General features: G+C 54.2%; 17 protein-coding genes. 6 read left to right on the top strand and 11 right to left on the bottom strand.

What is annotated here, in order from left to right; all coding sequences use genetic code 11:
* Positions 1–82: 82 nt before the first annotated feature.
* Positions 83–2,503: a glycerol-3-phosphate 1-O-acyltransferase PlsB gene (gene plsB, locus AC07UY_RS15480; protein WP_203359299.1), complete on the top strand. Its 2,421-nt coding sequence runs from the start codon at positions 83–85 to the stop codon at positions 2,501–2,503.
* A 95-nt stretch (positions 2,504–2,598) separates the two neighbouring features.
* On the opposite strand, the gene ubiA is transcribed toward plsB, so the two are convergent.
* From ubiA to malK, 5 genes are all read right to left on the bottom strand, one after another.
* Complete coding sequence (ubiA, locus tag AC07UY_RS15475) at positions 2,599–3,471, bottom strand: 4-hydroxybenzoate octaprenyltransferase (protein WP_203359300.1); 873 nt, start codon at positions 3,469–3,471, stop codon at positions 2,599–2,601.
* Between the two features lie 11 nt (positions 3,472–3,482).
* Entirely contained in the window at positions 3,483–3,980 is a 498-nt protein-coding gene (gene ubiC, locus AC07UY_RS15470) for a chorismate lyase (RefSeq protein WP_203359301.1), read from the bottom strand.
* Between the two features lie 180 nt (positions 3,981–4,160).
* Complete coding sequence (gene malM / locus AC07UY_RS15465; protein ID WP_494701499.1) at positions 4,161–5,114, bottom strand: maltose operon protein MalM; 954 nt, start codon at positions 5,112–5,114, stop codon at positions 4,161–4,163.
* A gap of 113 nt (positions 5,115–5,227) precedes the next feature.
* A complete protein-coding gene (locus tag AC07UY_RS15460) occupies positions 5,228–6,544 on the bottom strand; it encodes a maltoporin (RefSeq protein ID WP_203359303.1) in 1,317 nt (438 codons plus the stop codon).
* 75 nt (positions 6,545–6,619) lie between these two features.
* The gene (malK, locus tag AC07UY_RS15455) at positions 6,620–7,729 is read right to left on the bottom strand and encodes a maltose/maltodextrin ABC transporter ATP-binding protein MalK (protein ID WP_203359304.1); all 1,110 of its coding nucleotides are present in this window, start codon (positions 7,727–7,729) and stop codon (positions 6,620–6,622) included.
* A gap of 371 nt (positions 7,730–8,100) precedes the next feature.
* Here malK and malE point away from each other — a divergent pair, with 371 nt between their 5' ends.
* The 3 genes from malE (at position 8,101) to malG (ending at position 12,009) form a co-directional block, all read left to right on the top strand.
* Positions 8,101–9,291: a maltose/maltodextrin ABC transporter substrate-binding protein MalE gene (malE, locus tag AC07UY_RS15450; protein WP_192613788.1), complete on the top strand. Its 1,191-nt coding sequence runs from the start codon at positions 8,101–8,103 to the stop codon at positions 9,289–9,291.
* Positions 9,292–9,417: 126 nt separating this feature from the next.
* The gene (gene malF / locus AC07UY_RS15445; protein ID WP_494660372.1) at positions 9,418–10,962 is read left to right on the top strand and encodes a maltose ABC transporter permease MalF; all 1,545 of its coding nucleotides are present in this window, start codon (positions 9,418–9,420) and stop codon (positions 10,960–10,962) included.
* Positions 10,963–11,118: 156 nt separating this feature from the next.
* Positions 11,119–12,009 carry a maltose ABC transporter permease MalG gene (gene malG, locus AC07UY_RS15440; RefSeq protein ID WP_494660371.1) on the top strand — a complete coding sequence of 297 codons (891 nt, stop codon included), beginning with the start codon at positions 11,119–11,121 and terminating at the stop codon, positions 12,007–12,009.
* A gap of 118 nt (positions 12,010–12,127) precedes the next feature.
* Here malG and psiE read toward each other — a convergent pair whose 3' ends face one another.
* Complete coding sequence (psiE, locus tag AC07UY_RS15435) at positions 12,128–12,538, bottom strand: phosphate-starvation-inducible protein PsiE (protein WP_276293176.1); 411 nt, start codon at positions 12,536–12,538, stop codon at positions 12,128–12,130.
* A 141-nt stretch (positions 12,539–12,679) separates the two neighbouring features.
* Between psiE and AC07UY_RS15430 the strand changes: the two genes are divergently transcribed.
* Positions 12,680–13,132, top strand: coding sequence for an acyltransferase (locus AC07UY_RS15430; RefSeq protein WP_494701498.1), 453 nt, complete (start codon positions 12,680–12,682; stop codon positions 13,130–13,132).
* 78 nt (positions 13,133–13,210) lie between these two features.
* On the opposite strand, the gene AC07UY_RS15425 is transcribed toward AC07UY_RS15430, so the two are convergent.
* The 5 genes from AC07UY_RS15425 to pgi form a co-directional block, all read right to left on the bottom strand.
* Positions 13,211–15,307 (bottom strand): YjbH domain-containing protein, encoded by a 2,097-nt coding sequence (locus AC07UY_RS15425; protein WP_494701497.1) that lies wholly within the window; start codon positions 15,305–15,307, stop codon positions 13,211–13,213.
* On the bottom strand, positions 15,307–16,044 hold the full coding sequence (locus AC07UY_RS15420; protein ID WP_494701496.1) for a capsule biosynthesis GfcC family protein: 738 nt from the start codon (positions 16,042–16,044) through the stop codon (positions 15,307–15,309). Before AC07UY_RS15420 ends, AC07UY_RS15425 begins: the two co-directional genes overlap by 1 nt.
* Entirely contained in the window at positions 16,041–16,679 is a 639-nt protein-coding gene (locus AC07UY_RS15415; protein WP_494701495.1) for a YjbF family lipoprotein, read from the bottom strand. The genes AC07UY_RS15420 and AC07UY_RS15415 overlap by 4 nt, the downstream gene beginning before the upstream one ends.
* Positions 16,680–16,742: 63 nt before the next feature.
* Positions 16,743–16,985 (bottom strand): exopolysaccharide production protein YjbE, encoded by a 243-nt coding sequence (yjbE, locus tag AC07UY_RS15410; protein WP_494660366.1) that lies wholly within the window; start codon positions 16,983–16,985, stop codon positions 16,743–16,745.
* A gap of 364 nt (positions 16,986–17,349) precedes the next feature.
* Entirely contained in the window at positions 17,350–18,999 is a 1,650-nt protein-coding gene (gene pgi, locus AC07UY_RS15405; RefSeq protein WP_494701494.1) for a glucose-6-phosphate isomerase, read from the bottom strand.
* Positions 19,000–19,406: 407 nt separating this feature from the next.
* Here pgi and lysC point away from each other — a divergent pair, with 407 nt between their 5' ends.
* Positions 19,407–20,756, top strand: a complete 1,350-nt coding sequence (gene lysC, locus AC07UY_RS15400; protein ID WP_203359314.1) for a lysine-sensitive aspartokinase 3 — start codon at positions 19,407–19,409, stop codon at positions 20,754–20,756.
* Positions 20,757–20,807 lie beyond the last annotated feature (51 nt).

Below are 20,807 nucleotides of genomic sequence, written 5' to 3'. Positions count from 1 at the left end.
ACGGGATACACCAGAAATTCGCTAGACTTTCTGATATCCTTGCAGCGCATTTGCATTATTAACCAGAGGCTTTACATCGTTTATGTCTGGCTGGCCACGAATTTACTACAAATTACTGAATTTACCATTAACCGTACTGGTAAAAAGCAAGTCTATTCCGGCGGAACCCGCTCCGGAATTGGGGCTCGATACATCTCGTCCCATTATGTACGTTTTACCGTACAACTCAAAAGCAGACTTGCTGACGCTGCGTGCCCAATGCCTGGCGCACGATCTCCCCGACCCGTTAGAGCCGCTGGAGATCGACGGAACTCTGCTGCCGCGTTATGTGTTTATTCACGGCGGCCCGCGCGTATTCACCTACTACACGCCGAAAGAAGAGTCGATCAAACTCTTTCACAATTACCTCGACCTTCACCGCAGTAATCCAGATCTGGATGTACAGATGGTGCCGGTATCGGTGATGTTCGGCCGCTCTCCGGGGCGTGAAAAGGGTGAGGTAAATCCCCCTCTGCGTATGCTGAATGGCGTACAGAAATTCTTTGCTGTTTCCTGGCTGGGGCGCGACAGTTTTGTCCGTTTCTCGCCTTCCGTTTCCTTACGACGGATGGCTGACGAGCACGGAACCGACAAAATTATTGCCCAAAAACTGGCGCGTGTGGCGCGAATGCATTTCGCCCGTCAGCGTCTGGCGGCGGTCGGTCCTCGTCTGCCTGCCCGACAGGATCTGTTTAACAAGTTGCTGGCGTCAAAAGCCATTGCGCGCGCGGTAGAAGACGAAGCGCGCAGCAAAAAAATCTCCCATGAAAAAGCGCAGCAGAACGCCATTGCGCTGATGGAAGAGATTGCCGCCAACTTCTCCTACGAGATGATTCGCCTGACTGACCGCATTCTGGGTTTCACCTGGAACCGACTGTATCAGGGGATCAATGTCCACAACGCAGAGCGTGTACGCCAGTTGGCGCACGATGGGCATGAAATCGTCTATGTGCCCTGCCACCGCAGCCATATGGACTATCTGTTGCTCTCGTACGTGCTCTATCATCAGGGGCTGGTGCCGCCGCATATCGCTGCCGGTATCAACCTGAACTTCTGGCCAGCTGGCCCGATTTTCCGCCGCCTGGGCGCGTTCTTTATCCGCCGTACCTTTAAGGGCAACAAACTCTACTCCACCGTCTTCCGCGAATATCTCGGCGAGCTGTTTAGCCGTGGTTATTCCGTGGAATATTTTGTGGAAGGCGGGCGTTCCCGTACTGGCCGTCTGCTGGATCCGAAAACCGGCACCCTGTCGATGACCATTCAGGCGATGCTGCGCGGCGGTACGCGTCCGATCACCCTGGTCCCCATTTACATCGGTTACGAGCACGTAATGGAAGTGGGGACTTACGCCAAAGAGTTGCGTGGCGCGACGAAAGAAAAAGAGAGCCTGCCGCAAATGCTGCGTGGCTTGAGCAAGCTGCGTAATCTGGGTCAGGGCTACGTTAACTTTGGCGAACCGATGCCGTTGATGACGTACCTGAACCAACATGTTCCTGAGTGGCGTGAATCTATCGATCCGATCGAAGCCGTGCGTCCCGCCTGGCTGACGCCAACGGTCAATGGTATCGCCGCTGAGTTGATGGTCCGCATTAACAAAGCGGGCGCGGCAAATGCCATGAACCTGTGTTGCACCGCGTTGCTCGCATCCCGTCAGCGTTCGTTAACGCGCGAGCAACTGACAGAGCAGCTCGAGTGTTATCTGGATCTAATGCGCAATGTCCCGTATTCCACCGACTCTACGGTTCCGTCGGTCAGCGCCAGCGCGCTGATTGACCACGCGCTGCAAATGAACAAGTTCGAGGTCGAGAAAGATACCATCGGCGATATCATCATTCTTCCGCGCGAGCAGGCGGTACTGATGACTTACTATCGCAACAACATTGCGCATATGCTGGTTCTGCCTTCACTGATGGCGGCCATCGTGACCCAGCATCGTCGCATCTCCCGCGACGCGCTGCTTGAGCATGTTGAAATTCTCTACCCAATGCTGAAAGCAGAACTGTTCCTGCGCTGGGAGCGGGATGAACTGGCGGGCGTCATCGACGCACTGATAAGCGAAATGCAGCGTCAGGGACTGATTACCGTCCAGAATGAAGAGCTGAATATCAACCCGGCACATTCCCGTACGCTGCAACTGTTGGCAGCGGGTGCGCGTGAAACTCTGCAACGTTATGCCATCACCTTCTGGCTGTTGAGCGCAAATCCGTCGATCAACCGCGGCACGCTGGAAAAAGAGAGCCGCACCGTAGCTCAGCGTCTTTCTGTTCTGCACGGGATCAACGCGCCGGAGTTCTTCGACAAAGCGGTATTCAGCTCTTTGGTGTTGACCCTGCGTGATGAGAAGTACATCAGCGATACCGGTGATGCGGAGCCTGAAGAGACGATGAAGGTTTATCAGATGTTGGCTAATCTGATCACCTCAGATGTGCGTTTAACCATAGAAAGCGCAACGCAGGACGAGTGATGTTAAAAAGCCGGGTGGCGGCTTCGCCTTACCCGGCCTACGGTTCTGCGCAATAATGTAGGCCCGGTAAGCGCGAGCGCCACCGGGCTTTTTTATCAGAAGTGCCAGTAACTCATCGCAAGCCCCAGAAACAGCACCAGGCCAACATAGTTGTTATTCATAAATGCTTTAAAACAGGCTTCGCGTTCACGGTGCACAATCAGTTTTTGTTGATACACAAACAGGGCGCCAGCCACCAGCAGCGACCAGTAATACCCCAGTCCCAGACCGTTCATCCAGCCAATCAGCGCCATCAAGGCCAACACACCCACCTGCAGGATGCCAATGATCACCTTGTCATACTGACCGAACAGAATGGCCGTTGATTTAATACCGATTTTCAGGTCATCGTCCCGATCCACCATGGCGTATTGCGTATCGTAAGCCACTGCCCAAAGAATGTTGGCGAGGAACATCAACCAGCAACTCAGCGGAACTGACTCACTGACGGCGGCAAACGCCATCGGTATCGACCAGCCAAACGCCGCACCCAACACCACCTGCGGTAAATGCGTGTAACGTTTCATGAAAGGATAGACCCACGCCAGAGCCAGCGCGGCGACCGACAGCAGGATCGTCATCGTATTCAGCGTCAACACCAGCAGGAACGCGAGGAGCACCAGAACCACAAAAAGCGCCCGAGCTTCTTTCTCGGTGACTGCACCGCTGGGCAGCGGTCGGTTCGCCGTGCGTTTGACGTGCCCGTCAAATTTGCGATCGGCATAGTCGTTCACCACACATCCCGCCGCGCGCATCAACCAGACGCCCGCCACAAACACCAACAATATCCATAATTGCGGCATTCCGGGTGTCGCCACCCACAGCGCCCACAGTGTTGGCCAGAGCAGCAGTAAAGCGCCGATTGGCTTATCCGTACGCATCAAGCGGTGAAACGCCAGTAGCTTATTCTGCGTCAGACTCCACTCCATATCTTTTCCTCTCAGTACAACGGCGATGCAGGTAAAAACAATTCTGTCAGCAGGAGCGGCTTTCCGCTCAACCGCAGACGGGACCGACGTCCCCACAGCGCTGCATCGCGACCAATCTCAATAAAATCTCGGGTCAACGTCGATGATGTAAACAGGTAACGCCCAAGCGGGGTTTTACCCAGATTTTGCAACGCCAGCTCAGGGCCGCACAACGTTGACTCCGGCACCACAGTACGCCCGGCAAGCCAGGGTTCGCCATCCGCACATAACAGAATTTCACGTAACCAGTAACGGGATTCCGTCGGCAATAGCGGCAGTTCTTCCGCCACTTCATGTTGGCCAACAAATCCTTCCCGAATCATCGTCACGCTCACCTGTTTTCCCTGCTGCTCAAAACGTTTGGTCATGGAATCTTCCAGTAACAGCCAGTCCAGCTGTTGGGAGTCCAGCGCAGGGATCGCGTCAAAATAACGCAGCGCACGCAGTTGCGTTAACGCAGGGTGTGGCATGCCTTGCTCTCCAGTTCATAACGTGAGGGCATTGTATCGCAGAAAAGAGATTACGGGAGGCGTAAAGATAATTAAGTGAACTGTTGCGCAACAGGAGTGTAACAATTCGCATGGAATGATAAAAAAAGGTGCGTCAGGAGACGCACCAGTTGTTGCAAAATCAGCAATGCGGGGAGACGGTTACCCCTTGCCTTTTACACTGCTGATAAAGGTGGAACGGGCAGATGTGGACCCCAGGCGTTCAGCTTCATCAAGCAGTTTCAGCGCTTTATCCACGTCACCTGCGGCGACGGCATCTTTAATGGCTTTGTTGAAGTAGCTCTCGGTGTCGTTCAGCATGGGCTCACTTTTCTTCGCCGATGCTGGTGCGACGACAGGCGCGGCAGCAACCGCCGCCGGGGCAGCATACGCTGGCGCAGGTGCCGCCGTGTTGCCGACGGTAACCGGACCCGGTGCGGAAGAGCCAAACAGCGGCCCCACCAGCACACTGGAGCTGCTGTTGGTTTTCACTTTCAGTTTCAACAGGCCGTCGGTGGTATGACGCGCGATAGGATCAGGGATATCCGGAATGGCGTTACCGACGCCTTTTGCATATGCCTTAGCGGGATCGAGCAGCGTAGTGGTCTGCTGGAGATCTTTTTCGGTGGTGAAGACCAGAACATAGAGCTTCTGCTGACCCAGGGCTGGCGTGAGACGCATCACCCCTTCCAGGCTATCCGCACTCATCACGCCCGGTTCCTGGTAGGTAAAGTAGCTGCTGGGGAAGAATGCAGAAGGCGTCATGTTCTGATCAAGAATGAGAACGTTCGGCGCAAATACGCTGGTTTGCTTGTTCACTTCGCTGGTCAGTGTCAGCGTCAGCTCACCAATGTTTGCCGGTACGCTATAGGCAGCAACCGGGCCGCTAATACCAGCGACATCAAGGCGTTGACCGCCGGTGGCAAGTTGTGTGGACTGCGTTTTGCTCTGGTCGACAGGCGTCCAGGTTAATTGTTGTAACGCAGCGGTCGGAATCGCAGGCGCAGCGCTAATGTCTTGCGGAACATAATTCACGTCCGCCAGCGTCACGCCCGGTGCGCTTGCGAACAACCCTGCAGATAAACAAAGGGCAACGAGACTTTTCTTCATTTTCATTGTTATCACCTCAGATAGCATGGGTTCAGCGGTGGCCAGGCAATAGCGCGCTAAACTCCAGAACAGAGGGGCTTGCGCCCCTCTTTAGGTCTTTACGTCAGATTAGCGATGTATTACCACCAGATTTCCATCTGGGCGCCAAAGGTGACTTCATCATCGTCACCACGGCTGAAGGTTGTGGTGCTGGTATCGCTAACGGCAACACCATTGTCGTAGCCCCACTTCTCATCCCACTTCGCATAGGTTGCAAAGAGACGGATCGCCGGACGAGACCAGATGCTGTCGCCAGCCTGCCACTGTTGCGCCAGGGTGATTTTGAACTGGTCGTTGGTATCGTCGGTTTTCTGAGATTTGACGCTGTCGTAACCCACTTCAAGCAGGGTGCTCATGATTGGCGTCCACTTGTACATCGGGCGAACACCCACGGTGTACCATTCCGTACCGTTGTCGTTATCCCAGTCGATATTCTGGTACATCGCCACGTACATCAGATCCCAGCTATCGCCCAGAGAGATGGCACCGTGATCGAGAATACGGGTCAGGCTACCGTTGTTGTTGAGGAAGTCCTGATCGTTATCGAAATTACCGAAGATATCCTGGCTGCGGCTACCCTGCGGAATACCTTTACCCTGAGAGGTCATCGCGTCAGTGGCGTACTGCACCACAAACTTGTTGTAGCCTTTCAGCATGCTCTGCGTATGTTCAGCAGTGAACATCCAGCCATCTTTGGTGGCGCCATCGGCAAGGTCATAGCCGTCAGTCGTGTTGGCGCTACCGTAGTCAACGCCTAATTCCAGCGTGCCGCCTGGGTTAATTTCCATACCTGCCAGACGTACGTCGAACACATCGTTCGCGGTGTCTTTCGTGGCGTCATAAACTTCATCGCTGCTGAAAGCATAAGAACCGCCCGCTTCCTGAGAACGGGTCGCTGCCAGAGAGAGTTTACCGAAGCCCAGATCGATGTTTTCGATACCTGCACCAGGACCAGAGATATCCCAGTAGTAGAAGTCGATCATATGAACGTCGTGACGTTGGTAGAAACGCTTACCGGCCCAAATGGTTGAACCTGGCAGCCAGTCAATCAGGTTTTTACCCTGCACGTTCGCTTCACGGAAGGCGGGACTGGTTGCTTCCCAGTCGTTTTGCTGTGCTACGGAGTAGGCAACGTTAGTGTCGAAGTAGAAGCTCTTATCACCTTCCTTCCACACTTCCTGACCCAATTTTAATTCCGCATAGGTTTCACATTCGTTACCGAGACGGTATTTACTTTGAGCACCGGTTGCCTGAAAACATTGTTGTTCGCCGCCACTACCCGTCCAGCCAATGCCGGAACGAGCATAACCATGGAAATCCACGGCCATTGCCTGAGCAGACATAACGCCTGCTGCAACAGCAACTGCCAGAGGGAGTTTGCGCAGAGTAATCATCATTCTATCTCCTGAGATCATTGCTTTTCTTTTTTTACACATCGTCTTTTGCAGACTTCGCGTATTTAATGGGAGTGCTTAAACGCCCGGCTCTTGATGCAACCGACGACATGCAGTGCCATCCTCACGGAACAAATGGCAACGCTCTGGCGGCAGGCCGATAGCGAATGTGGCACCCTCTTCTACCAACACCACGTCATTCTGGCGGTACACCAGGTTTTGACGGATGGCGGGGATCTGGATATGAATTTGCGTTTCGTGACCAAGTTGTTCGACGACCTGAACCTCGCCTTCCAGGGTGACATCGGCGATATCACTGGGCAGCAGATGCTCCGGACGAATACCTAAAGACATATTTGCGCCGACCTGAACATCGCGGCTTTCAACCGGCAACCAGACGTGTTGGTGATTCGGCAACTCCACCTGAACCTGATCAATCGCCGTCGCGGTGACTTTCACCGGCAGGAAGTTCATCTTCGGAGAACCAATAAAACCCGCCACGAAGCGGTCTGCCGGATAGTGGTATAACTCCAGTGGTTTACCGACCTGCGCGACGCGACCGGCATCCAGCACGACAATCTTGTCGGCCAGCGTCATTGCTTCGACCTGATCGTGGGTGACGTAAATCATCGTGCGACCCAGGCGTTTATGCAGACGGGAGATTTCGATACGCATCTGCACACGCAGTGCGGCATCGAGGTTGGAAAGGGGTTCATCGAGCAGGAATACGCGCGGTTCAGCCACCAGCGTACGGCCAATCGCCACACGCTGACGTTGTCCGCCAGAGAGTGCTTTCGGTTTACGTTCCAGCAGGTGCGCCAGCTGCAGCACTTCCGCCACCTGATTGACGCGTTGGTTCATCACCTCTTTTTTGGCACCCGCCAGCTTGAGGCCAAATGACATATTTTCGGCAACAGAAAGGTGGGGATAGAGCGCATAAGACTGGAATACCATGCCGACGCCACGCTCGGCGGGCGGGATGTCGTTCATCCGGTGTTCACCGATGTACAGGTCCCCGCTGGTGATGGTTTCCAGACCGGCGATCATACGCAGCAATGTCGATTTACCGCAGCCTGAGGGTCCCACGAACACCACGAATTCCCCTTCGTGAATGTCGAGATTGATATCTTTCGATACCACCACGTCACCCCAGGCTTTCGTTACATTTCGCATCTGTACGCTCGCCATGCCCTTCTCCCTTCGTTACAACCTGTCATCGACAGCAACATTCATCATGCCCCGACTATGCGTCATCGATAGGTTGCGTAAATCCTCCACCCCCCGGCTTTTTTATGGGGGAGGAGGCGGGAGGATGAGAAAGCAGGCTCTGAGACCCAGGCTGCATGCTGCTGGGGAATTTCGTGATGTAGCCCGCAAAAAAGTGTGTGTTTTTATGTGCGCCAACACGCATTACTCACATTTATGCAACAGGTGTCACATAAAGCGGGGGTGGGGCGTAGTGGCGAGGAGGATGGAAAGAGGTTGCCGTATAAAGAAACTAAGAACCGTTAAGCCACCTCTGAGTATCCACGAGCACTTCACCAAAAAGGATGGGGAATATGAAAATCAAGACTGGCGCACGCATCCTCGCATTGTCCGCACTGACGACGATGATGTTTTCCGCCTCGGCTCTCGCCAAGATTGAAGAAGGTAAGCTGGTTATCTGGATTAACGGCGATAAAGGCTACAACGGCCTTGCTGAAGTGGGTAAAAAATTCGAGAAAGACACCGGTATCAAAGTCACCATCGAGCACCCTGACAAGCTGGAAGAAAAATTCCCGCAGGTTGCCGCAACCGGTGATGGCCCGGACATCATCTTCTGGGCGCATGACCGTTTCGGCGGCTACGCGCAGTCTGGTCTGCTGGCAGAAATTACCCCGGACAAAGCGTTCCAGGACAAACTCTATCCGTTCACCTGGGATGCCGTACGTTACAACGGCAAGCTGATCGCCTACCCCATCGCGGTTGAAGCACTGTCTCTGATTTACAACAAAGACCTCGTTCCAAACCCGCCGAAAACCTGGGAAGAGATCCCTGCCCTGGATAAAGAGCTGAAGGCGAAAGGTAAGAGCGCCCTGATGTTCAACCTGCAAGAACCGTACTTCACGTGGCCGCTGATTGCCGCCGACGGCGGTTATGCGTTTAAGTTTGAAAACGGCAAATACGACGTGAAAGACGTGGGTGTCGATAGCGCTGGCGCGAAAGCGGGCCTGACCTTCCTGGTTGATCTTATCAAGAACAAGCACATGAACGCGGACACCGATTACTCCATCGCTGAAGCGGCCTTTAACAAAGGCGACACCGCGATGACCATCAACGGTCCGTGGGCGTGGTCGAACATCGACAAGAGCAAAGTGAACTACGGCGTCACACTGCTGCCGACCTTCAAAGGCAAACCGTCTAAACCGTTCGTTGGGGTTCTGAGCGCCGGTATCAACGCCGCCAGCCCGAACAAAGAACTGGCGAAAGAGTTCCTCGAAAACTACCTGCTGACCGATCAGGGTCTGGACGTGGTGAACAAGGACAAACCGCTGGGCGCCGTTGCGCTGAAATCCTTCCAGGATCAGTTAGCGAAAGACCCGCGTATCGCTGCCACCATGGATAACGCCCAGAAAGGCGAAATCATGCCGAACATTCCGCAGATGGCTGCGTTCTGGTATGCAACGCGTACCGCTGTGATCAACGCGGCGAGTGGTCGTCAGACCGTAGACGCTGCGCTGAAAGACGCACAGGGCCGTATCACCAAGTAATGCTGTCTATGTGCCTGATGGCGGCATAAATGCCTTATCCGGCCTACAGAAAACCGTAGGCCTGATAAACGCAGCGCCACCCGGCGCATTTGCCACAAGATTTCAATGCTGTAGAGGAAGATCCCCATGGATGTCATTAAAAAGAAACATTGGTGGCAAAGCGACACACTGAAATGGTCAGTGATTGGTCTGCTGGGCTTGCTGGTGGGTTACCTTGTCGTTTTAATGTATGCACAAGGGGAATATCTGTTCGCCATCATGACGCTGATTTTAAGCTCAGCTGGCCTGTATATTTTCGCCAATCGTAAGGCCTACGCCTGGCGCTATGTTTATCCGGGTATGGCCGGTATGGGACTGTTTGTTCTGTTCCCGCTGATTTGTACCATCGCTATCGCATTTACTAACTACAGTAGTACCAACCAGCTTTCCTTCGAACGCGCTCAGCAAGTCCTGATGGATCGTTCTTATCAGGCGGGAAAAACCTACAATTTTGGTCTGTATCCGGCGGGTGACGAGTGGCAACTGGCCCTCACCGACGGTGAAAGCGGTAAAAACTATCTCTCCGACGCCTTTAAATTTGGCGGCGAGCAAAAACTGCAACTGAAAGAGACCGACGCCCTGCCAGTCGGTGAACGCGCGAATCTGCGTGTGATCACCCAGAACCGCCAGGCGCTGACCCAGTTAACCGCCATCCTGCCGGATGAAAGCAAAGTTATCATGAGCTCACTGCGTCAGTTCTCCGGCACACAACCGCTCTACTCGCTGGCTGACGACGGGACGCTAACGAACAACCAGAGCGGCGTGAAATACCGCGCAAATAACGACATTGGTTACTACCAGTCCGTCAACGCCGAAGGCGGCTGGGATACTCAGAAACTGAGTCCTGGCTATACCGTGACCATTGGCTGGAAGAACTTCACCCGCGTCTTTACCGATGAAGGGATCCAGAAACCGTTCTTCGCTATCTTCGTCTGGACAGTGGTGTTCTCCGTACTCACCGTGCTTCTGACCGTGGCGGTGGGCATGGTGCTGGCGTGCGTGGTGCAGTGGGAAGCGCTGAAAGGCAAAGCGATTTACCGCGTGCTGCTGATTCTGCCTTACGCCGTTCCGTCGTTTATCTCGATTCTGATTTTCAAAGGGTTGTTCAACCAGAGCTTTGGTGAAATCAACATGATGCTGAGCGCGCTGTTTGGCGTCAAACCGGCCTGGTTCAGTGACCCGACCACGGCCCGTTCGATGATTATCATCGTCAACACCTGGCTCGGTTATCCGTACATGATGATCCTCTGCATGGGCCTGCTGAAAGCGATTCCGGACGACCTGTATGAAGCCTCGGCAATGGATGGCGCAACCCCGTTCCAGAACTTCTTTAAAATCACGCTGCCGCTACTGATTAAGCCGCTGACGCCGCTGATGATCGCCAGCTTTGCCTTTAACTTTAACAACTTCGTACTGATTCAACTGTTGACCAACGGCGGTCCGGACCGACTCGGCACGACCACGCCAGCCGGGTATACCGACCTGCTCGTCAGCTACACCTACCGCATCGCCTTCGAAGGCGGCGGCGGCCAGGACTTTGGTCTGGCGGCGGCAATTGCCACGCTGATCTTCCTGCTGGTCGGTGCGCTGGCGATTGTGAACCTGAAAGCCACGCGTATGAAGTTTGATTAAGCCTGATTAACCAGGCGTTATTGGCGCAGCCAGTTTGGACACGGACTGCGCGGAAAAACCGGAGCGTACACGTAGTACGTGAGGATTTTGAGCACTGCCCGGGTTCAAAATGGCAAGCAAAATAGCCTGGAGCGATGCTAAGGAGTAATGAAAATTATGGCTATGGTACAACCGAAATCTCAGAAACTGCGCCTGTTTACCACGCATCTTCTGCTGCTGATCTTCATCGCAGCCATCATGTTCCCGCTGCTGATGGTTATCGCTATCTCACTGCGCGAAGGTAACTTCGCCACCGGGAGCCTGATCCCGGAAAACATCTCCTGGGAGCACTGGCGGCTGGCGCTGGGCTTCAGCGTTGAACATGCTGATGGCCGCGTGACTCCACCGCCATTCCCGGTACTGCTGTGGCTGTGGAACTCGGTGAAAATTGCGGGCATCACCGCGGTTGGTATCGTCACGCTCTCCACGACCTGTGCTTACGCCTTTGCCCGTATGCGTTTCCCAGGTAAAGCGACCCTGCTAAAAGGGATGCTGATTTTCCAGATGTTCCCGGCGGTGCTCTCTCTGGTGGCGTTGTACGCGTTGTTTGACCGCCTCGGCCAGTACATTCCGTTTATCGGTCTGAATACCCACGGCGGGGTGATCTTCGCCTATCTGGGCGGCATTGCGCTGCACGTGTGGACCATTAAGGGCTATTTCGAAACTATCGACGGCTCGCTGGAAGAAGCGGCCGCGCTGGATGGCGCAACCCCATGGCAGGCCTTCCGCCTGGTGCTGTTGCCACTTTCCGTACCGATTCTGGCCGTGGTGTTTATTCTGTCGTTCATCGCCGCCATCACCGAAGTGCCAGTCGCCTCTCTGCTGCTGCGAGATGTGAATAGCTACACCCTGGCCGTCGGTATGCAGCAATATCTCAACCCACAAAACTACCTGTGGGGCGACTTTGCCGCCGCCGCCGTACTCTCTGCGATTCCAATCACCCTCGTGTTCCTGCTGGCGCAGCGCTGGCTGGTTAACGGCCTGACGGCAGGCGGTGTGAAAGGCTAAGTTTCATCGAAGTACCTGTGTTAGACCCGCCCGGCAACGGGCAATGCCACTGCTACCCTCAACTTACGTTATCCCAACTTGTGACTGTGATTTGGCGCTCTACGGAGCGCCCTTTTTTTTATTCCCGTTTTAGCCGTTTTGAATTACACAGCCACAGGGTGATCACCAGCAGCAGGATCGCCGCCGAGTAGATCAATACATCCATGGGAGATTTATGATCGACGATGATCAACCGCACAATGGCCGTGATCCCGATATAGACAAAGTAACGCAGCGGAAAGTGAAAGCCTGACTGAAAATACTTCACAATCAGCGCGATAAACTCAAAATAGAGGAAATAGACCACCAACCCTTCCACCAGCTGATACTTGCTGGTTTGCTCAGGCGCGAACAGCGCATCCGCCAGATGCAGGGTCTCTTTGCCAAGAAAGACGACCAGGATCAGACCCAGGCTCAACAGTCCAAGATTCAGCACGGTCTGTAGGATCGTGGAGATAAACTCAACACGCGGACGAGATAGCGACGTCATAACAGCACCTCTTTCTCAGTAGCGAGGTTCCTGTATAACGCAGAAATGTGACAGAGATCTACATTTTTTGTTTATATTTTGTTCAGGCAGAGTCAACAGGCGATCATCATTGCTTCAACTGATTTCAACGGAAAATGAAAAATGCAGTTAAAACAGTCAACCGTCCGTAACGTTATCTGCGGCGAAAATGTGGTGATTTATGAACCCGCAAACCTCTACGACTGCACGCTCGGCGACAACGTCTTTGTGGGGCCCTTCGTTGAAATCCAGGCCAACTCGCAGATTGGCGCCGACACCAAAATCCAGTCGCACACCTTTATCTGCGAATATGTCACTGTCGGAAGCCGGTGCTTTATCGGGCACGGCGTGATGTTCGCCAACGATATGTTTCGGGAAGGAAAACCCAATGCCGACCGTAGCAGCTGGGGGCGAATTACCCTTGGCAATGAGGTTTCCATCGGCAGCGGCGCGACGATTCTGGCCGTCAGCATCTGCGATGGCTGCGTGATTGGCGCAGGCAGCGTGGTGACAAAATCAATTACCGAAAAAGGGGTGTACGCAGGAAATCCGGCAAAATTGTTACGCCATTTGTAAATCGTCCGGTGGCGCTACGCTTACCGGGCCTACAGGACCGTAGGCCGGATAAGCACAGCGCCATCCGGCAAATCCCCATCAACGGAAATTCACGCTGCGATCGCTGGTCATATTGTACAACTGGAACTTGCGACCCAGTTGCTGGCCGCCATCACGTGTCAACGGCGTCCAGCCGATCGCCGCGCGGCTACGGGTCGGTCCGGAAGAGAACAGATCCAGCGGAACGGAGATATAGACGCCTTTGGTGAAGTCCCCTTCCCCATACTCATCCGGCGATACATCAGTGATGGTCGCGTAACCGCCTACCACCACACCGCTATCAAAGCGTTTGGCTATTTCCAGCGTGCCGCCTTTATCTCCCGCCAGATACTGCCCGACGCTCGCCTTCACCAGCACATCCTGGGCAAACGACGGCGTCCAGTACGCCGTTAAATGACCGGTCTTCACACTGTAGTCGGTAAACTTCATCATGTCCTGCGCGCTGCGCCAGTCACGCTGTTTCACATAGTTAGCATCCAGACCAAACGCCCAGTTGCTGTCTACCGGACGATAGAGCACTTCTGCCCCGGCGCCGCCGAACATGGTCTCCAGATAACCGCCGTAGACCTGCCCGTAGAAACCCTTCCCCAGATACTGGAAGTAGTTGGCCTGCAGATTATTAACGTAAATGTCATTCTCAACGTATTCACGCACGTGGGTACGCACGCGCGGCAGCTGAGAGTCGTTTGGCGGATTGGTGTAATTAAACTTGTCGTAGTTATTGGCGATATTCGCGAACAGGCTACCGGTGGTGAGCAGATGGTCCGTCACCCACAGATCTGCCGTTCCCATCACGCCCAACTGATACATATAGAAGTTTTCCGGGCCGCCAATGGATTGGTTCAACACCGGATCGATGTGGAAATCAAAGCGCGATTTATCGATATACCAACCCTGTTCCGTGGCTTGTGGCACCACCGGCTCCACGCGTTTTTGCGCCAGTGGGGTTTCGTGACCCAGAGGTTCGCCTTCCAGATGACGCTTCAGGCTGGAAACCTCGGTTTCGGTCGTCACCTGCGGCATATTGAGCCGATTTTCCGTCACCCGGATCGTGCGGATCCCCTCAGGCAGATCGTTCATGATGATCCGGTTAGCGCGCTCGATCCCTTCGCGGGAGTCGCGGTATTTCACCTGCTCGCCGGTGACGTACAGCGTGTCGCCTTTCACCTGAATGTTCGGATCCGTCAGCCCGGCATTGTATTTCAGCAATGTCAGTTGATTGGCCACCACCGAATGCTGGAGGATGGCGTCCTGCGGCTCTGGCTGGTATTTCGGTCGGGCGTTATCGTTGTAAGTGGGGCGCAGATCGTTAAAGTTGGTGCGCAGCGTGACGCCAAACATGAAGGTGTTGCCGCGCTCATAGCTGAGGTTAACGTCGGCCCAATCGGTAACGCGATAAATGGCGCCGACGTTAAACTTGCTTTTCTGTTCCAGCTTACCGGCAAAATCCTGTTGATAGTTATTGCCTTCGTATTCCAGTTTCAGGCGCAGCGGTTGCCAGGGGGTCTGGTATTCCACACCGCCAAACAGCGATGCCGGGCCGTGGAACATCTCGCTGCCATCGACAGAGCCCGCCTGTTTATAGCTGTTATCGCGATCGCAATATTTGTCGCTGACGGAACAAAATGGGTTGCTCACATTGCCGCTGGTGCCCAGGTAGCCCCAGCCGAGGCCCAGCGAGAAATCAAACGGTCCCCAGGCTTTGTTGGCGACGATGTATTCCGCATCGAACAGGCCGGTACCGCCAATATCGCGCGCGCCGACCGCCACCTGCGGCATCCAGTAGCTCTCTTCCCACAAACGCAATTTCACGTCGAAGGCTTTATCTTTATAGGTCTGATCGCCGGAAAACGACTCCACGCTGCTGTACTGTTTCGTGCGGACGTCGGTGTAGCGCAGCGTGGTTTCCAGCCACGGGAAAAGCTGCACGGAGGCGGAGTAGTAGCGGTACTGATCGTTATCACGGTAGTTCAGGCTCATCTCACCTTCCCGCGCCATGCGCGCCGTGGGCGTTTGCAACAGCCCCACGCCGCCAAAATCAGACTGTGACGGCCCAATGGGAGCGGGAAACGTTTCACCGTGACACGCCGCGCTGACGCCCAGCGCCAGTATGCTGAGCAGATGTATTTTTTTCATTATTCGGGTATCCGCTGCGTCAGGGTATGAAGAATGTCGGCATTAAGCGCATCGGGGGTGCTACTCCAGACGGAATCGGAAAGACCGACAAAAATAATGCTGCCGGGCATTGGCTCAACGTGGCGTTTATTCCAGTACGCCACCGGCGCTTTTTGTGTGCGTCCGTCGGGATAAACGACCCATGCATAGCTGCGATCCGCCCCAGCGATCAGGCTTTGTCCTTCGAGGTAGCTCACAACATCGCGACCGGGGGTAAACGGCTGGCTACCCGGTCGGCTCACCAGACCGAACAGCGTGACGCTCGTTGGCTGCGGCCCCACCCACAGGGTGTAATTTCCCTGCAGCGGCGGATTGCTCCGCTCACCGACGCGTACGGTGTCCGGATCGAGAGGAATAAATTGCCTGCCGGTCACCTTCAGTGCCTGAATTTGCTGGCTCAGCACGCTGATTGCCGCAGCATCTCCGCCGTTATCGTCTCTCCCATACGCCGCCAGACGCGCTAACAGCGCCTGCTGCTCACGTTGCGCCGTGGTGGTCGCCTGTTCTTCGCTGATGACCGCAGCAGGCCACCAGCTGTTCACCAGTCTGGGCTGGCCTACCAGGTCAATCAGATGTTCCGCACCGGCCAGTGTTTTCGGCTCTGTACTGCCTGTGGTGAAAACCTTAACGGTGCCCGCAGCAAACACAGATGACGCGCTCAGACTGAGGATCAGCGCCGCAATAGACTGTTTCATCATTGTTTCGCCGCCTTAATGAGCGTGGTTTTTACCGGGAAGAAATTTGCCCCCAGGTACTGCTCTGACTGGCGAATCTGTCCTTCGTTGTCAATCCAGTAGCGGTTATGCCAGCGTGTCTGATCGGTCGTGATGGCTTCATCCAGCACACGCACCGGCGTCACTTCACTGCCGAGTGTGAGGGTGTCGGTGCCAGCCCATGTGAAGACCGAGCGGGCGGTGGCGTAGCGCACCTGCTTATACTCGGTCCAGCCCATCGTGCGGGTCCACGTTGCGCCATCGCTAATCTGCGCAGGTTTTGCCAGCGGGTCAGCGGAGAGGTTATTCACGTCAATGAGGTTGTCACCGCCGAGCTGTGTTTTCACCAGACGGCCATGCTGGGTCACCAGAGTGGCCTGGTCCTGCGTCACCCATTTCTGCTGCCCGTTCTCTGCGAAAGCGAGCACCACAAACAGCTGAGGCCCGCCGTTAAGCTGCATATACTGGCTGGCGTAGGGCATGTTATGAATATCATCGTCCGTCAGTTGCACGCCCGGGGTGCCAAACAGACTTTCCCACAATGAATTTCCCAGCCCTTTGGTGGTGGCTGAACATGCCTGTAGCAGCAGGCAAATGACGATGAGTACAGGTCGCTTCACGACTCTTCTCCAGAGGGGCAAAATAACCACACCGAAGTGTGGTTAGAATTAAACGTACCGGTATTACTGGGTACGGGTGGTCGTGGTAGTGGTGGTCCCGGTATTAGAACCATCACCACCGCCGGTCGCCGCCAGTGCGACGCCCACCGCAGAACTTACGGTGCTTACGCTGGTGGCGGAGGAACTTCCCGCCGACACCGACGTTGCTGCCGCACCTGCCGCTTCTCCCACCTGAACGGGAGTTGCCCAGGCGGAGGCTGCCGTAAGCGCAGAGATGGCAAAAATGCCATACAGAACTTTTTTCATAGCTATTTCCCTTCATTGAATGAATGGAGATTTACCCAAAATAATTTCAGGCGGGATCGAGTATACACAATTAAGACAAGCCAACTGACGTGAGGGGAAATAGCAAGACTGTTTTAGGATGATTAGACTTTTAGAATAAAAACATTTTTAATTTAAATTAAAAAACACTTAAAAATCATTTATATGTGATTTTATTATTGCTTTTAATTATCCGTATTATCTGAAAATAGCAGAGTGTGATTTTCAGGTTATTGGTTATTTTAGGATTAAGCTCAATATAGGAATGAGCGCCAAAACACAGACAACAGGAATTATCCGATAAAAAAATGCCGGCATTTCGCCGGCATTCATTACGTAATATTAATTACCCACGCCATTGCTTATAACGGTTAATCAGACCGTTCGTCGAGCAGTCATGGCTGTCAATTTCTTTATCATCATTCAGCTCCGGCAGAATACGGTTTGCCAGCTGTTTGCCCAGCTCTACGCCCCACTGGTCGAAGGTGAAGATGTTCAGAATTGCGCCCTGAGTAAAGATCTTGTGCTCATACAGCGCAATCAGCGCGCCCAGGCTGAACGGTGTAATTTCACGCAGCAGGATAGAGTTGGTCGGGCGGTTGCCTTCAAACACTTTGAACGGCACGACATGATCCAGCGTAGCCGGATCTTTACCCTGGTCACGGTATTCCTGCTCAACCACGTCGCGGGATTTACCAAACGCCAGCGCTTCAGTCTGTGCGAAGAAGTTAGACAGCAGTTTCGGATGGTGATCCGACAGCGGGTTGTGCGTAATCGCCGGTGCGATAAAGTCGCAAGGAACCATTTTGGTGCCCTGGTGAATCAGCTGATAGAACGCGTGCTGACCGTTAGTGCCCGGTTCACCCCAGATGATTGGGCCAGTCTGGTAATCCACCGCGTTGCCGTTACGGTCAACGTATTTGCCGTTGGATTCCATGTTGCCCTGCTGGAAGTAGGCCGCGAAACGGTGCATATACTGGTCATACGGCAGAATGGCTTCGGTTTCTGCGCCGAAGAAGTTGTTGTACCAGATACCGATCAGCGCCAGCAGCACCGGCAGGTTTTTCTCAGCCGGAGTGGTGGAGAAGTGCTTGTCCATCGCGTGCGCGCCGGAGAGCAACTCAACAAAGTTGTCGAAGCCGACGGACAAAATGATCGACAGGCCGATCGCTGACCACAGGGAATAGCGGCCGCCCACCCAGTCCCAGAACTCGAACATATTTGCGGTGTCGATACCGAACTCGCCCACCGCTTTACCATTGGTAGACAGCGCCGCGAAGTGTTTCGCCACGTGCTTGTTGTCGCCAGCGGTCTTCAGGAACCAGTCGCGCGCACTGTGGGCGTTGGTCATGGTTTCTTGCGTGGTGAAGGTTTTAGACGCCACCAGGAACAGCGTGGTTTCTGGATTTACTTTTTTCAGCACTTCGGCGATGTGGGTGCCATCGACGTTGGAGACAAAGTGCATGTTCAGATGATTTTTGTACGGACGCAGCGCTTCGGTCACCATGAATGGGCCGAGGTCAGAGCCGCCGATACCAATGTTCACCACATCGGTGATCGCTTTACCGGTGTAACCTTTCCATTGACCGGAGATAATCGCTTCAGAGAAGGTTTTCATCTTCTCGAGCACCGCGTTGACTTCCGGCATCACATCTTTGCCGTCAACGATGATTGGGGTATTGCTACGGTTACGCAGTGCGACATGCAGTACAGCGCGGTCTTCGGTGCGGTTGATCTTCTCACCAGAGAACATCGACTTGATGGCACCCGCCAGGTCAGTCTCTTTGGCCAGCGCCTGTAACTTGCTCAGCGTCTCTTCGGTGATGCGGTTTTTGGAGAAGTCCACCAGCATCAGATCGTCGAACGTTGCAGAAAATTTAGAGAAACGATCGCTATCTTTCGCGAACAGATCCGCGATCGTAACGTCTTTCATCTCTTCAAAGTGTTTTTGTAGCGCCTGCCAGGCTGAGGTCTGCGTTGGATTGATGTTTTTCATTAGCAATACTCTTCTGATTTTGAGAATTGTGACTGAGATCGATTGTAACGCCAGTCACAGAAAAGTGTGATTGTTTTAGTGCCGTAACCCAGGCATGTGTCAAACGCGGATGAAAAGCAGCAAAAAGTAGGTACTCTCAATACCTCGAGTTGCAGGACGGTGGCACCCAAATCGCTGACTCAAGTAAGCGATTTGGACGTACGAGCGTAGTCAACACACAGGCAACGAGTATAGCTGTTATAAGCACCGTTACTCAGAGCCAGGACAGCATGAAAAATCCGCATAATCCCGTCGTTGACAGTGTCCTCCACACCTTTTATTTATAAATACGGTATTTGCGCCTGCACCGGTTTTTGTTTCGCCCTTGTGCCATGGTCGCTCTTTTCATTCCCTGACACGAGGTTGTAATGACAAATATTGTTGTCTCCAAGTTTGGTGGTACAAGCGTAGCCGATTTTGATGCCATGAACCGTAGCGCCGACGTGGTGCTTTCCGATACCAGCGTCCGTTTAGTGGTCCTTTCCGCCTCTGCCGGGATTACCAACCTGCTGGTTGCCCTGGCTGAAGGTCTGGAGCCGACAGCGCGTTTCGAGAAACTCGACGCTATCCGCAAAATTCAGTTCGATATTCTGGAACGTTTACGTTATCCCAACGTGATCCGCGAAGAGATCGAACGCCTGCTGGAAAACATCACCACGCTGGCAGAAGCCGCGTCGCTGGCTACCTCGACGGCACTCACCGACGAACTGGTCAGCCACGGTGAACTGATGTCTACCCTGCTGTTTGTGGAGATCCTGCGCGAGCGCAATGTCCAGGCACAGTGGTTTGACGTGCGTAAAGTGATGCGCACCAACGATCGTTTTGGTCGTGCGGAGCCGGATATCGCGGCGCTGTCCGAACTGGCCGCGCAACAGCTGGCTCCACGACTGAATGAAGGATTAGTGATTACCCAGGGCTTTATCGGCAGCGAAAGCAAGGGCCGCACGACGACACTGGGCCGTGGCGGCAGCGATTACACCGCCGCGCTGCTTGCAGAAGCGCTACACGCGACGCGCGTTGATATCTGGACGGACGTTCCGGGCATTTACACCACCGATCCGCGCGTCGTCCCTTCCGCGCAGCGCATTGATGAAATTGCCTTTGAAGAGGCGGCGGAAATGGCCACCTTCGGCGCGAAAGTGTTGCACCCGGCTACCCTGCTACCCGCCGTGCGCAGTGATATTCCGGTATTTGTCGGCTCGAGCAAAGATCCAAAAGCAGGCGGTACGCTGGTGTGCAACCAGACGCAAAATCCGCCGCTGTTCCGCGCGCTGGCGCTGCGTCGTAAACAAACCCTGTTAACGCTGCATAGCCTGAATATGCTGCACTCCCGCGGCTTCCTCGCAGAAGTCTTCGGCATTCTGGCGCGCCACAATATCTCTGTCGATTTGATCACCACCTCTGAAGTGAGCGTGGCATTGACGCTGGACACCACCGGTTCCACCTCTACAGGCGATACGCTGCTGACGCAGTCGCTGCTGATGGAGCTGTCTGCACTGTGTCGGGTAGAGGTCGAGGAAGGTCTCGCGCTGGTGGCGCTGATTGGCAACGATCTGTCAAAAGCCTGCGGCGTAGGTAAAGAGGTCTTCGGCGTACTGGAGCCGTTCAACATCCGTATGATTTGCTATGGCGCCTCCAGCCATAACCTCTGTTTCCTGGTGCCTGGCACCGAAGCCGAGCAAGTGGTGCAGAAACTGCATCATAATTTGTTTGAATAAAATTCGAACACACGATAAATAATAACAATAGCCGGGCTCGAACCCGGCTTT

The sequence above is a fragment of the Citrobacter sp. GW821-FHT02E08 genome (assembly GCF_059421685.1).
This window is presented reverse-complemented; position numbering and strand designations above follow the sequence as displayed.

What these genes read in the sequence shown, in the direction of transcription:
- plsB (WP_203359299.1), top strand. Translation starts at nt 83, where the DNA reads ATGTCTGGCTGGCCACGAATTTACTACAAATTACTGAATTTACCATTA.
- ubiA (WP_203359300.1), bottom strand. Translation starts at nt 3,471, where the DNA reads ATGGAGTGGAGTCTGACGCAGAATAAGCTACTGGCGTTTCACCGCTTG.
- ubiC (WP_203359301.1), bottom strand. Translation starts at nt 3,980, where the DNA reads ATGCCACACCCTGCGTTAACGCAACTGCGTGCGCTGCGTTATTTTGAC.
- malM (WP_494701499.1), bottom strand. Translation starts at nt 5,114, where the DNA reads ATGAAAATGAAGAAAAGTCTCGTTGCCCTTTGTTTATCTGCAGGGTTG.
- AC07UY_RS15460 (WP_203359303.1), bottom strand. Translation starts at nt 6,544, where the DNA reads ATGATGATTACTCTGCGCAAACTCCCTCTGGCAGTTGCTGTTGCAGCA.
- malK (WP_203359304.1), bottom strand. Translation starts at nt 7,729, where the DNA reads ATGGCGAGCGTACAGATGCGAAATGTAACGAAAGCCTGGGGTGACGTG.
- malE (WP_192613788.1), top strand. Translation starts at nt 8,101, where the DNA reads ATGAAAATCAAGACTGGCGCACGCATCCTCGCATTGTCCGCACTGACG.
- malF (WP_494660372.1), top strand. Translation starts at nt 9,418, where the DNA reads ATGGATGTCATTAAAAAGAAACATTGGTGGCAAAGCGACACACTGAAA.
- malG (WP_494660371.1), top strand. Translation starts at nt 11,119, where the DNA reads ATGGCTATGGTACAACCGAAATCTCAGAAACTGCGCCTGTTTACCACG.
- psiE (WP_276293176.1), bottom strand. Translation starts at nt 12,538, where the DNA reads ATGACGTCGCTATCTCGTCCGCGTGTTGAGTTTATCTCCACGATCCTA.
- AC07UY_RS15430 (WP_494701498.1), top strand. Translation starts at nt 12,680, where the DNA reads ATGCAGTTAAAACAGTCAACCGTCCGTAACGTTATCTGCGGCGAAAAT.
- AC07UY_RS15425 (WP_494701497.1), bottom strand. Translation starts at nt 15,307, where the DNA reads ATGAAAAAAATACATCTGCTCAGCATACTGGCGCTGGGCGTCAGCGCG.
- AC07UY_RS15420 (WP_494701496.1), bottom strand. Translation starts at nt 16,044, where the DNA reads ATGATGAAACAGTCTATTGCGGCGCTGATCCTCAGTCTGAGCGCGTCA.
- yjbE (WP_494660366.1), bottom strand. Translation starts at nt 16,985, where the DNA reads ATGAAAAAAGTTCTGTATGGCATTTTTGCCATCTCTGCGCTTACGGCA.
- pgi (WP_494701494.1), bottom strand. Translation starts at nt 18,999, where the DNA reads ATGAAAAACATCAATCCAACGCAGACCTCAGCCTGGCAGGCGCTACAA.
- lysC (WP_203359314.1), top strand. Translation starts at nt 19,407, where the DNA reads ATGACAAATATTGTTGTCTCCAAGTTTGGTGGTACAAGCGTAGCCGAT.